This is a genomic window from Sphingomonas mollis, from assembly GCF_016427505.1.
Classification (GTDB): domain Bacteria; phylum Pseudomonadota; class Alphaproteobacteria; order Sphingomonadales; family Sphingomonadaceae; genus Sphingomonas; species Sphingomonas mollis.
Genome location: NZ_JAELXS010000002.1, coordinates 374,217 through 387,149 on the forward strand (window position 1 = coordinate 374,217; position 12,933 = coordinate 387,149).

Below are 12,933 nucleotides of genomic sequence, written 5' to 3' on the forward strand. Positions count from 1 at the left end.
GGATGACGTGATGGGGTGAGCGGGGAAGGCGCGCCGGTCAGCGGACCCGGTGCCCGGTGCCCGGTGCTCACATACGCAAAGAAGGGGGTTCACCACCGGCGTTGCCGCCCGTGGTGAACCCCCTCCACCAACCTCGGGCTGGTCCCCTCCCCGCAAGCGGGGAGGGTTTTTCGGGTTATGCGGCTGCCTGGGGCACGCCGGATACGGCCGCGACTTCGGCGGCGAAGTCGGAGGCTTCCTTTTCGATGCCCTCGCCCAGCTGGAAGCGGACATAGTCCTTCAGCACGATGGTGGTGCCGGCATCCTTGCCCGCCTTGGCCACCACGTCACTGATCTTGGTCTTGCCGTCCATGACGAACAGCTGGCTGACCAGTGCGTGTTCCTTGCGGTACTTGGCGATGCCGCCTTCGACCATCTTGGCGATGATGTCGGCGGGCTTGCCCGATTCGGCGGCCTTTTCGGTCGCGATCGCGCGCTCGCGCTCGATTTCGGCTTCGTCGAGGTCGGCTTCGTTCAACGCCTTCGGGAACGCGGCGGCGATGTGCATCGCCAGCTGCTTGCCGAGCGTCTGCAGCACCTCGTCCGAAGCATCCGATTCGAGCGCGACGAGCACGCCGATCTTGCCGAGGCCGGGGGCGGCCGCGTTGTGGATGTACGGCACGACCGCGCCGCTGGTGACTTCCAGCGTCTTCGAGCGGCGCAGCGACTGGTTCTCACCGATCGTCGCGACGTTGTTGGTCAGCACTTCCTCGACGGTCTTGCCCGACGGCATCGCCTCGCCCTTCAGCGCGTCGACATCGCCACCGGTCGCCAGCGCGATCTGGGTGACCTCGCGGACGAACTGCTGGAACTGGTCGTTCTTGGCGACGAAATCGGTTTCGGAGTTCACCTCGACCGCGGCACCCTTCGTGCCGGAAACGGCGACGCCGACCAGACCCTCGGCCGCGGTGCGGCTGGACTTCTTGGCGGCGGCGGCGAGGCCCTTGGTGCGCAGCCAGTCCATGGCGGCATCCATGTCGCCGGCGGTCTCGTTCAGCGCCTTCTTGCAATCCATCATGCCTGCGCCGCTCTTCTCGCGCAGATCCTTGACCATCGCTGCCGTGATGTCGGCCATAGTCCTAATCCTTCTGTTCAGAATGTGGTTGCGGGCGAGGCGAGGCGTATCCGCCCTGCCCCGCCCGCATGACGAACCGGTGACGGTTACGCGTCGATCTGGCGCTCGGTCTCGGCGCCCGCACCCTCGACCGTGGCGGTCGCGGCGTCTTCCGGCTCGGCGGCCGGCGTCTCGACGGTCAGCGTCTCTTCGGCAACCGGCTCGGCCATGGCGCCCATGTCGGCACCGGTGCGGCGCTGCTGCTCCTGGCCGCCGCGCGTCGCGGCGATCGCGATCGCCTCGCAATACAGGCGGATGGCACGGGCGGCGTCATCGTTCGCGGGAACCGGGAAGGCGATGCCGTCCGGCGACACGTTCGAATCGAGGATCGCGACGACCGGGATGCCGAGCGTGTTGGCTTCCTTGATCGCCAGCTCTTCCTTGTTCGCGTCGATGACGAACATGACGTCGGGGACGCCGCCCATGTCACGGATGCCGCCCAGCGACAGTTCCAGCTTGTCCTTTTCACGGGTCAGCTGCAGCACTTCCTTCTTGGTCAGGCCGTGCGTGTCGCCCGACAGCTGCTCTTCCAGCGTCTTCATGCGCTTGATCGAGTTGCTGATCGTCTTCCAGTTGGTGAGCATGCCGCCCAGCCAGCGGTGGTTGACGAAATGCTGGCCCGACTTGCGCGCCGCGTCCGCGATCGGCTCCTGCGCCTGGCGCTTGGTGCCGACGAACAGGACCTTGCCGCCACCGGCGACCGACGACGACACGAATTCAAGCGCGCGCGCGAACAGCGGCACGGTCTGCGACAGGTCGAGGATGTGGACGCCGTTGCGGTCGCCGAAGATGTAGGGCTTCATCTTCGGGTTCCAGCGGTGGGTCTGGTGGCCGAAGTGCGCGCCGGTTTCGATAAGCTGCTGCATCGAGACGACAGGTGCCGCCATAAGAATATTCCTTCCGGTTATGCCTCTGGGAAGCGGATGACGCGTGGCCTGAAAGGACCTGCGCACCGGTGTATGATGCTTCCCATGCGGAGTTGAGGCGCGGCCCTTAGCTGAAGCGATCCGTTCTTGCAACCGTTCCCGATCGCTTGACAGGCGGAACATGATAGGAACATAAGGGGTTCAACGGCAGTACGAATCGACGATCGATTAACCCCGGTTACCGATACGCAAGAATATCCCGTCTTTACCGAAGGATGCGGCGGAACCGGTTTTCGGAATCGAATGTTGAGGCACGCAGACAGACAGCGTGCAGGCCCGGAACAGACAAGGGAGGCGAACATGGTGGCAGTGATGAGCATTATGGTTTTCGCAGGCGCGCTGGCGGTATCGGTCGCCATCATCGCCGCCGCAGTCGGCCCCCAGTGGCAGCGCATCCTGCGCCTGGCCGCCGGCCAGACCGATCGGGCCTTCGCACCGCTGGAGCAGCTGGCGCGGGCAGAACGCCACATCGCGGTCAGGCGGTGGGCGTCGACACCGGTTCCCGCTTCGGTTCGGCGGTTGCGCGAAGTCGCTTGACCTTCGCATAGCTGGCGATGCTGAACGGGATCGTCAGCAGATAGAGCGTCGAGATGACGCTGATCGTCTGCCACGGCATCGTCACAAGCGCGGCACCCAGTAGAACGACACCGGCCAGCGCCTCGAACCGGATGCTGCGACGCAAGCGTAGAGAGCCCCAGGTGAAGGTGGCGACGCTTGACACCATCAGAACCGCGACGAAGATCACCCAGGGTGCGACGAGATAGGGTGACTCCAGAATGGGTTGGTCCGTCCACAGCCATGCGATCAATGGCAACAGGGCTAGTCCCGCCCCGGCGGGAGCCGGCACACCGGTCAGGAAACCTGCCGATTTATGCGGCTGATCGGTTTCATCGATCTTGGCATTGAAGCGCGCCAGCCGGAGTGCGCAGAACACTGCGAGCACCAGCGCCGCCATCCAGCCGAACCGGGGCAGTGCCGCGAGCGACCAGAGATAGAGGATCAGCGCCGGCGCGACGCCGAAGGAGATCGCGTCGGACAACGAATCCAGTTCCGCCCCGAACCGGCTCTCGCCGCGCAACATCCGTGCGATGCGGCCATCGATGCCGTCCAGCACGCCGGCGACCATGATCATTGCCACCGCCCGTTCCCACTCGCCGGCGATGGCGAAACGGACACCCGACAGGCCGGAACACAGCGCCAGCGCGGTGACGGCGTTGGGGGCGACCGCGCGCAACGGCAGACCACGGGGCGGTCGTGCGAAGCGGCGCGGCGAGACAGCCGATGTCGGTGCGGCGGGTTCGGGGTCGCCCGGCATCCTGGGGGGCATCGGCGTACTCATTATTGGGCAATGCCGCTGACGGGCAGGCCGCCGACGCGACCGATAATCGTCTCGCCGGCGACCGACCGCTGGCCGAGCGTCACCTGCGGGATGACGTCGTCGGGCAGATAGACATCGACGCGGCTGCCGAAGCGGATCAGGCCGATCCGCTGGCCGGTCGCGACCATGTCGCCGGGCTTGACGAAACCGACGATGCGCCGCGCGACGAGGCCGGCGATCTGGGTGAAGCCGATGCGACGGCCGTCGCGACCCTCGACGACGATGTGCTGCCGCTCGTTCTCGTCCGATGCCTTGTCGAGATCGGCGTTCAGGAATTTGCCGGAGATATAGACAACCTGGCGGATCGTGCCGGCGATCGGCGTGCGGTTGATGTGGACGTCGAACACCGACATGAAGATCGACACGCGGGTCAGCGGCGCCTCGCCCAGCTCGCCCACCAGTTCGCGCGGGATGGCGACGCGCTGGATCATGGTGACGAGGCCGTCGGCGGGGGCGACGATCAGGCCGTCGCCCTGCGGCGTGGTACGGATCGGATCGCGGAAGAAAGCCGCGACCCAGATCGTCAGCCCGACCATCGGCCAGAACAGGACGTTCGAGATGATCGTCAGCAACAAGGTGATGCCGGCGGATATGGCGACGTATTTCCGCCCCTCGGGATGGACGGTGGGGAAGCGCCACTTCACCGTCGTCGTGGCGATCGGTGGCTTGTCGAGTGAGTTCATGACGACGGCATCTATCGGGCCGGGCGGCGTGTGACAATCTTGCATCGCCCCGGACGGCCGATCCCCCGCCCCGATCGCCGCCGCCGGTGGAACGACCGGCGGCGGGGTGACGGGATCAGGCGGCGAGGGCAAGGACCGTCCTGCGCCGACGATAACGGAGCGCGCCGGCGGTGAGCGCGAAGCCGGTCAACAACATCGTCCATGTCGCGGGTTCCGGCACGGCGGCGATGCCGAGCTGGCTGACGATGCCGCTGGCGATCGCCGCGTGCAGCTGCGTCGTCGGGTGGATCGTGTCGAAATAGACATAGCCGTTGCAGGCTGGCGCCGCCGTCGTCCGCAGACAGGCGGTCTTCGTATCGAGCGTCGCCGGCAGGCCGAACGCGGTCGGGTCGGCGTAAATGGCCTGTTGCGCCGCGAACAGATCGAAGAAGGTCGCATTGACGCCGGGCGTGGCATCGAACCCGCCGATCACCTGTTTGAAGATATTGTTCAGCCCGAACGACAGCGAGGTGCCGGCCGCCGACAGCCCCGCCGATCCGAAATCGGTCACGGCGGGAATCTGGCCGATATCCGGCAGCCCCGTCACGACGAAGTTGCGCGCACCGGCCGCATAGAGCGACTGGAGGCCAGCGTTGAAGGCGGACACGGCGGGCGTCAGAGTTGGCGTGTAACCGGCAATCGTCCCCAGCTTGGCCAGTTCGTCGCGCACGTCGTTGCCGCCGAAGGTCAGCAGGACGAGCGAATTGCTGTCGAACGTCTTGCCGGACATACCGAACATGTCGATCTGTTCGGCGAAGCTGGGGCTGGCATCGCCCGCGACCTCCGCCGACTTGGCGCCGCCGACGGAGAAGTCCAGGCCGCCATAGGCGGAAGCGACCGTCGCCCCCTTACCCATTGCGATCGATAGATAGTCGGCGAAGTTATAGCCGTTCGAAAAGCGGCCCTGATAATAGCCGGCCGCTGCGGGCGCGGGGTCCGCGCCGCCGCTTGCGGCCCGTCCCGCCTGCGCGTTGCCGGCATCGACCAGGCTGTCGCCGAAGACGAACAGGTTGCTGTAGGTCTGTGCCGCGACCGGGGTCGCCAGCGACAGGGCCGCTCCGGCAAAGGTCACCATGGCAAAGCGTGCGTTCATCGCGATCCTGCTCCTGTTTCACGCCGGTTTCATCCGACTGTTAACCATGGTGTAGCACCACCGCCGGTCGGCGCGAGTCCAAATCGGCGTGCGGCCATGGTTGCCAGCCGCGGACACGCATCCTAGACGCCCCTGCAACCCCATCCCCCCTTCGAAGGACCGGAAAGCATGGCCAAGATCAAGGTGAAGACGCCCATCGTGGAGATCGATGGCGACGAGATGACGCGGATCATCTGGGAATGGATTCGCGAACGCCTCATCAAGCCGTATCTCGACATCGAGCTGGATTATTACGACCTGAGCGTCGAGAACCGCGACGCGACCAGCGATCAGGTGACGATCGACAGCGCCCACGCCACGCAGAAATACGGCGTCGCGGTGAAGTGCGCGACGATCACCCCCGACGAGCAGCGCGTCGAGGAATTCGGCCTGAAGAAGATGTGGAAGTCGCCCAACGGCACGATCCGCAACATCCTGGGCGGCGTGATCTTCCGCGAACCGATCGTCATCAAGAATGTCCCCCGCCTGATCCCCGGCTGGACGCACCCGATCGTCGTCGGCCGCCACGCGTTCGGCGACCAGTACAAGGCGACCGATTTCCTCGTCCCCGGCCCCGGCCAGCTGACCATGAAGTGGCAGGGCACCGACGGTCAGGTACTGGAATATGAAGTGTTCGACTTCCCCGAGGCGGGCGTCGCCATGGGCATGTACAACCTCGACCAGTCGATCCGCGATTTCGCGCGCGCCAGCATGAATTACTCGCTGGGTCGTGGCTGGCCGCTGTATCTCAGCACCAAGAACACGATCCTGAAGGCCTATGACGGCCGTTTCAAGGACCTGTTCGCCGAGATCTTCGACGCGGAGTTCAAGGACAAGTTCGCCGCCGCCGGCATCGTGTACGAGCATCGCCTGATCGACGACATGGTCGCCAGCGCGCTGAAGTGGAACGGCGAGTTCGTGTGGGCGTGCAAGAACTATGACGGCGACGTGCAGTCGGATCAGGTCGCGCAGGGTTTCGGCTCGCTGGGCCTGATGACGTCGGTGCTGATGACTCCGGACGGCAAGACGATCGAGGCGGAAGCCGCGCACGGCACCGTCACGCGCCATTACCGCCAGCACCAGCAGGGCAAGGCGACGTCGACCAACCCGATCGCGTCGATCTTCGCCTGGACCGGCGGCCTGAAGTATCGCGGCAAGTTCGACGATACGCCGGACGTCACGAAGTTCGCCGAGACGCTGGAGCGCGTCTGCATCCAGACGGTGGAGAACGGCCACATGACCAAGGATCTTGCGATCCTGATCGGGCCGGAGCAGCCGTGGATGACGACCGAGCAGTTCTTCGAGCAGGTCCGCGTGAACCTCGAAACCGCGATGAACGACGGCCAGTAACTCTTTATCATCGATCGACAATGGGGGCGGCATGCGAGAGCGTGCCGCCCCCTTTTTTTTCTGCTGGAAGTGGAGCAGGCGTCGGATCGTCGCACGTTAACCAAAACGAGATTGACCGATCACGATGGCGCGGGCAACGCGCGGCGACGGCAAAAATGCTGAACGGGAGATTAACGTGGCAACATATGTGAGGGCTGCGCTGGGCGCGATGGTGATGCTGGCGGGGGTTCCGGCGTCGGCCGATGCAGCAGGCTTCATTCGCTACGATGTCGCCACGCTCGGGCAGCGATACTACACGACGCAAGACATCGGCGCGCGGGAACCGCGCACGTCGATGGAATATGTCAGCTATATCTTCTCGGTCGTTGTGCCGGTCGATAACAGCGGCGCGTGGTCGCTGACGGATTCGAGCTATGGGTCCGCGATCACGCACAATTACATCGCTGGCGCGACGTCAATCACGGCGGGGTCCGATGCGATTTCGTTCGTGGAAACCAGTGCCCCCAATCTTCTTTACAGCAGCGGCTATAATTGGGGTCAGATCAGCGGATCGGCCTGCGTCAACGCCAACAGCCAGTTCGTGACCGCTGGCTTCCAAGGCAATTGCGGCTCGGTCCGATACACCAATGCGTGGCGGTCGGGCTCGTTCGATTTCATCGGCGGCATCGTCGATGTCCGCGCAACGACCGGCACGACGGCCAGCGCCGACGGCTATGGTATCCTGTCGGTCCAGCAAGTGCCGCTGGTGCCCGAACCCGCCACCTGGGCGCTGATGACGCTCGGCTTCGGCCTCACCGGCTATGCGCTGCGCCGTCGCAAGGCCCGCATCGCCTTCGCCTGAAGCTCACCTTTGCGCGGCGTCTGGCGAACATGGCTGACAAGCCGGACGCCGCGCCGCTAAGGTCGCGGGCATGGCGATCGGGCTCGACAATGCAGGTTTCAGCGACGCGCTGGTGATATTGGGTGCGGCGGGGCTGGTGATCCCGGCCTTCGCCCGCTTCCGCATCAGCCCGGTCATCGGCTTCATCCTGGTCGGGTTTCTGGTCGGGCCGGCGGGACTGGGATCGCTGAGCGGGCAGTTTCCGTGGTTGTATTACGTCACGATTTCCGACCCGCATTCGATCGAGCCGTTCGCCGAATTCGGCATCGTCCTGCTGCTGTTCTCGATCGGGCTGGAACTGTCGTTCAAGCGGTTATGGGGGATGCGGCGGCTGGTGTTCGGCACCGGCGCGGCGGAATTGCTGGGATCGGCGGCGCTGATCGCGGTCGCACTGCATATCATCGGCCAGGGCTGGGCGGGCGCGGCGGGACTCGGCCTCGCCCTTGCCCTGTCGTCCACCGCGCTGGTGCTGCCGCTGGTGGGGACGACGAGCGCAGTCGGGCGCGGCGCGTTCGCGATGCTGTTGTTCGAGGATCTGGCGCTGGTCCCGATCATCTTCGCGCTGGGCGCGATGGCGCCGACCGCGAGCGACGATGGCTGGGCCGGGCTGGCCGGCGTGGCACTGCGCGGCGGGCTGACGGTGGTGGCGCTGTATGTCGGCGGGCGGCTGGTGCTGCCGCGCCTGTTCGCACAGGCGGCGCGGACGAAGAGCCCGGAACTGTTCCTGGCCGCTTCTCTCCTCGTCGTCATCGTCGCCTCGGTCGCGACCACCGCCGCCGGGCTGTCGCCGATCGTCGGCGCGCTGCTGGCCGGGTTGCTGATCGCCGAGACCGAATATCATTCCGAGGTCGAGGTGATGACCGCGCCGTTCAAGGGGCTGGCGCTGGGCGTGTTCCTGATTACCGTCGGCATGAGCCTGGACCTGCGGTCGATCGTCGCGAACTGGGGATCGCTGCTGACGGCGGTGGTCGGCGTGGTCGTGGTGAAGACCGTCGTCACCTATCTGCTGCTGCGCGTCACCCATGCCCGGCCGGCGATCGCGGCGGAGACGGGATTGCTGATGGGCAGCCCGTCGGAGACGACGCTGATCGTGCTGGCGACGGCGGCGCAGGCGCAGTTGATCCTGCCGACCACCGCGGCATTCTGGCAGACGGTGACGGCGCTCGGCATGACGATCACGCCTTTGCTGGCGCAGGCGGGGCGGCAGGTGTCGAAGCGGATCGAGGCGCGGACGATCGAACCACTACCGGTGATCGATCCGGGCGAAACGCCGGGGACGGTGCTCATCGGGTTCGGCCGGGTGGGCCGGATGGTGGCGGACATGCTGCGGACGCATAATCAGCCCTATCTGGCGATCGAAGCGGATATCGATGTCGTCGCGGAGGCGCGGTCTTCCGGTTATCCTGTGCTGTTCGGCGATATCGCGCGGACGGAACTGGCGGACCGGCTGAACCTGATGTCGGCACGGGCGCTGATCCTGACGATGGACGATCCGGTGCTGACGGTACGGCTGGCGCGGCGGATGCGGTCGCTGGCGCCCGACCTGCCGATCATCGCCCGCGCCCGCGATGCCCGCCATGCCGCCGAACTCTATCGCGCCGGCGTGACCGATGCGGTGCCGGAGACGCTGGAAAGCTCGCTGCAATTGTCGGAAGCCGTGCTGGTCGATCTGGGCGTCGCGATGGGGCCGGTGATCGCCTCGATCCACGAAAAACGCGACGAGCTGCGTCAGTTGATCCGGCGGGAAGCGGCACTGGATCGCGAACCGCGGATCAGGCGGGTGCGGCGCAAAGGCGAACTACAGACCTGAGCCGCGCCTAACCCTGCTCGTCGTACCAGCCGAACGGCAACAGGCGATTGGCGAGCGCGCGGGCGGCCTTGCCGTCACCCTGACGCAGCGAGGTGAGCACCGCGTTGGCGGCTTTTTGTTCGATACGGTCGAGGATCGTGGGCGTCGGCGCGGCCACCGCCGTCTCCAGCAGGCTGCGCCCTTTTGGGTCGGCGGGATCGGCCTGGATACGGAGCAGACCGGCCAACCCGGCGAACATCGCGCGGTTGCCGCCGAGCGCCACGCCGCGATCCAGCGATTCCAGGCCGACGCCCTTTTGCGCACCCGCCCCTGCGCGGGCCATGATCCGGCCGACCTTGGCGATCACGCCCAGATGCCACGCGCCCAGCCCCACCAGTGCCTCCGCATTGCGGGGGAAGCGCGCGACGACCGTTTCCATCTGCTTGCGTGCGGCGATGGCCTCGCCGCGATTGCCGGTCAGCTTGGCGCGATAGGCGAGCGCGACGGCGGCGAGCACCGCCGCGTCCTGATCGTCAGGCAGGCGCTGCGCCGTGGCCAGCGCGGTGGCGCGGGCGCGATCGACGCGGGCGAGCGCAGCGGGCTGGCTGCGATCCTGAAACGCCGCCTGCGTCAGCAGGTCACGCGCGGTCTGAGCCGATGCTGGGATGGGTAGCGTCGCGATCGCCATTGCGGGAAGCACCGACCACGCCATTACCCGCATCACTCGCCCTCATCCCGTTGATTAGAGGCGATGTTAAGCATGATGCCGATGGCTTGACCATCCCGCAGAGGAGGCGACGGGCGCGATCAACCCGCCAGCGCCGCGCGGATCGCGGCCAGCGCGTCGGCCGCCTTGTCACCGTCAGGCCCGCCGCCCTGCGCCATGTCCGGCCGGCCACCGCCGCCCTGCCCGCCGAGCGCCGCCACCGCCTTGCGCAGCAGATCGACGGCATTGTGGCTGGCGACGAGATCGGCGGTGATGCCGACCGCGACCGAGGCGCGACCCTCGTTGACCGCGACGATCGCGGCGATGCCGGAGCCGAGCCGCTGCTTCGCCTCGTCCACCACGCCGCGCAGGCCCTTGGCGTCGAAGCCGTCGAGCACCTGACCGATGAAGGCGACGCCGCCCACGTCCTCAGGGCCAGCGGGCGCACCGCCCTGTCCGCCGCCACCCATGGCCAATGCCTTCTTGGCGTCGGCGAGTTCGCGTTCAAGCCGGCGGCGGTCGTCGAGCAAGGCCGCGACGCGGGCGGGGACCTCGTCCGGAGTGGATCGCAGCGTGGCCGCTGCCTCACGCAGTTTCTCATCACGGGCGTTCAGCCATGCACGGGCCGCCTCGCCGGTCAGCGCCTCGACACGGCGGATGCCGGAGGAGACGGCGCCTTCGCCGACGACCTTGAACAAGCCGATATCGCCCAGCGCGCGGACATGGGTGCCGCCGCACAGCTCGATCGAATAAATGCCCTCAGCGTCCTCGCCCATCGAGACGACACGGACCTCGTCACCATATTTCTCGCCGAACAGCGCCATCGCGCCCTCGGCGATGGCATCGTCGGGCGTCATCACGCGGGTGGTGACGGCGCCGTTGCCGCGCACCTGCTCGTTCACCCGCGCCTCGACCTCCGCCAGATCGGCGGCGGTGACGGCGACGGGCTGCGAGAAGTCGAAGCGCAGGCGTTCGGGCGCGACCAACGAACCCTTTTGCGCGACATGCGTGCCGAGCCGCTGGCGCAGCGCCTCATGCAGCAGATGCGTGGCGGAGTGGTTGGCGCGGATCGCGGCGCGGCGCTGGACGTCGATGGCCAGCTTCACCGGATCGCCGACCTTGATCTCGCCCGCCTCGACCTGCGCGTGATGGACGAAGATGCGGCCGAGCTGCTTGGAGGTATCGGTGACGATGGCGCGCAGGCCCGCGTCGCTGGCGATGGTGCCGTGATCGCCGACCTGACCGCCGCTTTCGCCATAGAAGGGCGTCTGGTTGACGACGATCGCGACGGTGTCGCCGGCGGTGGCATGATCGACGCGCACGCCGTCCCGGATCAGCGCGACGACCTCCGCCTCGCCCGTATCAGCGGCATAGCCGGTAAATTCGGTCGAGCCGGACTGTTCGGCGATGTCGAACCACAGGTCATCCGACGCCTTGGCGCCGGAACCCTTCCAGGCGGCGCGGGCGGCGCGCTTCTGTTCGGCCATCGCGATGTCGAAACCGGCGCGATCGACTTCCATGTCCTTTTCCCGAAGGGCATCTTCTGTCAGATCCAGCGGGAAACCGTATGTGTCGTATAGCTTGAACGCGATATCGCCCGGAAGCATGGATTTGCGATACATCCCCGCAGTTGCCTCATCGAGCAGTTTGAGCCCGCGATCCAGCGTCTTACGAAATTGTGTTTCCTCCTGCTGTAACGTCGCCTCAATTAGCGATTGAGCACGGAAAAGTTCCGGATATGCAGCACCCATCTCGGTAACGAGAGCGGGTACTAGCCGGTGCATCAACGGCTCTTTCGCGCCGAGGATATGCGCGTGGCGCATTGCACGGCGCATGATTCGGCGCAGCACGTAACCGCGTCCTTCATTGCTTGGCAGTACTCCGTCCGCAACAAGGAAGCCCGCGGTACGAAGATGGTCGGCGATGACGCGGTGCGACGCCTTCTGCTCGCCCTCCGCCACCGTATGCGTCAGCGCGGTGGAGGCGGCGATCAACGCCTTGAACGTGTCGGTATCGTAATTGTCGGTGACGCCCTGCAGGACGGCGGCGATCCGCTCCAGCCCCATGCCGGTATCGATCGACGGCTTGGGCAGGTTGCCGACGATCTCGTTGGCTTCCTGCTCATATTGCATAAACACCAGATTCCAGATCTCGACGAAACGGTCGCCGTCCTCGTCCGGGCTGCCCGGCGGGCCACCCAAGATATGGTCGCCGTGATCGTAGAAGATTTCCGAACAGGGTCCGCACGGGCCGTTTTCGCCCATCACCCAGAAATTATCCTTGGTGGGGATGCGGATGATGCGATGTTCCGGCAGGCCGGCGATCTTCTTCCACAGGTCGAACGCCTCGTCATCTGTGTGATAGACTGTCGCGGTCAGCCGGTCGGCGGGGATACCCCATTCCTTCGTCAGCAGGGTCCAGGCATGGGTGATCGCCTGTTCCTTGAAATAATCGCCGAACGAGAAATTGCCGAGCATTTCGAAGAACGTATGATGCCGCGCGGTATAACCGACATTGTCGAGATCGTTGTGCTTGCCGCCGGCGCGCACGCATTTCTGACTGGACGTCGCGGTGCTGTAGGGCCGCGATTCCAGACCGGTGAACACGTTCTTGAACGGCACCATGCCCGCATTCACGAACATCAGCGTCGGATCGTTCTGCGGCACGAGCGGCGCGGAGGCGACCGGCTGGTGCCCGTGACGCGCGAAATAGTCGAGGAAGCCGCGGCGGATGTCGTTGGTCGAGATCATGCGCGCGGGCTTAGGCGAGCGCCACGCCGCACTCAAGCAGGACTGCGCGCCGTCCCATACCGAAACAGGTCGCGGCGTGATGAACGATTGAGGTTAACGCCATAACGGTTAGCATGACGGCGCATCTGAATAGAGCCGATCAACCGT

At 65.8% G+C, this 12,933-nt stretch carries 11 protein-coding genes; 4 read left to right on the forward strand and 7 right to left on the reverse strand.

Features of this window, described 5'->3' with window-relative positions; translation table 11 throughout:
• Positions 1-175: 175 nt before the first annotated feature.
• Entirely contained in the window at positions 176-1,114 is a 939-nt protein-coding gene (gene tsf, locus JAO74_RS05210; protein ID WP_199035806.1) for a translation elongation factor Ts, read from the reverse strand.
• An 86-nt stretch (positions 1,115-1,200) separates the two neighbouring features.
• Positions 1,201-2,040, reverse strand: a complete 840-nt coding sequence (rpsB, locus tag JAO74_RS05215; RefSeq protein ID WP_199035809.1) for a 30S ribosomal protein S2 — start codon at positions 2,038-2,040, stop codon at positions 1,201-1,203.
• 351 nt (positions 2,041-2,391) lie between these two features.
• Here rpsB and JAO74_RS05220 point away from each other — a divergent pair, with 351 nt between their 5' ends.
• Entirely contained in the window at positions 2,392-2,616 is a 225-nt protein-coding gene (locus JAO74_RS05220; RefSeq protein ID WP_233150677.1) for a hypothetical protein, read from the forward strand.
• On the opposite strand, the gene JAO74_RS05225 is transcribed toward JAO74_RS05220, so the two are convergent.
• The 3 genes from JAO74_RS05225 to JAO74_RS05235 all read right to left on the reverse strand — a co-directional run bounded on the left by JAO74_RS05225 (position 2,555) and on the right by JAO74_RS05235 (position 5,272).
• Complete coding sequence (locus JAO74_RS05225) at positions 2,555-3,394, reverse strand: CDP-alcohol phosphatidyltransferase family protein (RefSeq protein ID WP_199036095.1); 840 nt, start codon at positions 3,392-3,394, stop codon at positions 2,555-2,557. The genes JAO74_RS05220 and JAO74_RS05225 overlap by 62 nt on opposite strands.
• A 23-nt stretch (positions 3,395-3,417) precedes the next feature.
• The gene (locus tag JAO74_RS05230; RefSeq protein ID WP_199035812.1) at positions 3,418-4,140 is read right to left on the reverse strand and encodes a phosphatidylserine decarboxylase; all 723 of its coding nucleotides are present in this window, start codon (positions 4,138-4,140) and stop codon (positions 3,418-3,420) included.
• A 115-nt stretch (positions 4,141-4,255) separates the two neighbouring features.
• Positions 4,256-5,272: an SGNH/GDSL hydrolase family protein gene (locus JAO74_RS05235; RefSeq protein WP_233150679.1), complete on the reverse strand. Its 1,017-nt coding sequence runs from the start codon at positions 5,270-5,272 to the stop codon at positions 4,256-4,258.
• Between the two features lie 168 nt (positions 5,273-5,440).
• Between JAO74_RS05235 and JAO74_RS05240 the strand changes: the two genes are divergently transcribed.
• The 3 genes from JAO74_RS05240 (at position 5,441) to JAO74_RS05250 (ending at position 9,351) form a co-directional block, all read left to right on the forward strand.
• Positions 5,441-6,661, forward strand: a complete 1,221-nt coding sequence (locus JAO74_RS05240; RefSeq protein ID WP_199035814.1) for an NADP-dependent isocitrate dehydrogenase — start codon at positions 5,441-5,443, stop codon at positions 6,659-6,661.
• Between the two features lie 175 nt (positions 6,662-6,836).
• Complete coding sequence (locus tag JAO74_RS05245) at positions 6,837-7,502, forward strand: PEPxxWA-CTERM sorting domain-containing protein (RefSeq protein WP_332908734.1); 666 nt, start codon at positions 6,837-6,839, stop codon at positions 7,500-7,502.
• Between the two features lie 70 nt (positions 7,503-7,572).
• On the forward strand, positions 7,573-9,351 hold the full coding sequence (locus tag JAO74_RS05250; RefSeq protein ID WP_199035816.1) for a cation:proton antiporter domain-containing protein: 1,779 nt from the start codon (positions 7,573-7,575) through the stop codon (positions 9,349-9,351).
• Positions 9,352-9,358: 7 nt separating this feature from the next.
• Here JAO74_RS05250 and JAO74_RS05255 read toward each other — a convergent pair whose 3' ends face one another.
• Together JAO74_RS05255 and alaS are read right to left on the reverse strand one after the other, a co-directional pair.
• The gene (locus JAO74_RS05255) at positions 9,359-10,051 is read right to left on the reverse strand and encodes a hypothetical protein (RefSeq protein ID WP_199035819.1); all 693 of its coding nucleotides are present in this window, start codon (positions 10,049-10,051) and stop codon (positions 9,359-9,361) included.
• A gap of 86 nt (positions 10,052-10,137) precedes the next feature.
• Entirely contained in the window at positions 10,138-12,786 is a 2,649-nt protein-coding gene (gene alaS, locus JAO74_RS05260; protein ID WP_199035822.1) for an alanine--tRNA ligase, read from the reverse strand.
• Positions 12,787-12,933 lie beyond the last annotated feature (147 nt).

What these genes read in the sequence shown, in the direction of transcription:
- tsf (WP_199035806.1), bottom strand. Translation starts at nt 1,114, where the DNA reads ATGGCCGACATCACGGCAGCGATGGTCAAGGATCTGCGCGAGAAGAGC.
- rpsB (WP_199035809.1), bottom strand. Translation starts at nt 2,040, where the DNA reads ATGGCGGCACCTGTCGTCTCGATGCAGCAGCTTATCGAAACCGGCGCG.
- JAO74_RS05220 (WP_233150677.1), top strand. Translation starts at nt 2,392, where the DNA reads ATGAGCATTATGGTTTTCGCAGGCGCGCTGGCGGTATCGGTCGCCATC.
- JAO74_RS05225 (WP_199036095.1), bottom strand. Translation starts at nt 3,394, where the DNA reads ATGCCGGGCGACCCCGAACCCGCCGCACCGACATCGGCTGTCTCGCCG.
- JAO74_RS05230 (WP_199035812.1), bottom strand. Translation starts at nt 4,140, where the DNA reads ATGAACTCACTCGACAAGCCACCGATCGCCACGACGACGGTGAAGTGG.
- JAO74_RS05235 (WP_233150679.1), bottom strand. Translation starts at nt 5,272, where the DNA reads ATGAACGCACGCTTTGCCATGGTGACCTTTGCCGGAGCGGCCCTGTCG.
- JAO74_RS05240 (WP_199035814.1), top strand. Translation starts at nt 5,441, where the DNA reads ATGGCCAAGATCAAGGTGAAGACGCCCATCGTGGAGATCGATGGCGAC.
- JAO74_RS05250 (WP_199035816.1), top strand. Translation starts at nt 7,573, where the DNA reads ATGGCGATCGGGCTCGACAATGCAGGTTTCAGCGACGCGCTGGTGATA.
- JAO74_RS05255 (WP_199035819.1), bottom strand. Translation starts at nt 10,051, where the DNA reads ATGCGGGTAATGGCGTGGTCGGTGCTTCCCGCAATGGCGATCGCGACG.
- alaS (WP_199035822.1), bottom strand. Translation starts at nt 12,786, where the DNA reads ATGATCTCGACCAACGACATCCGCCGCGGCTTCCTCGACTATTTCGCG.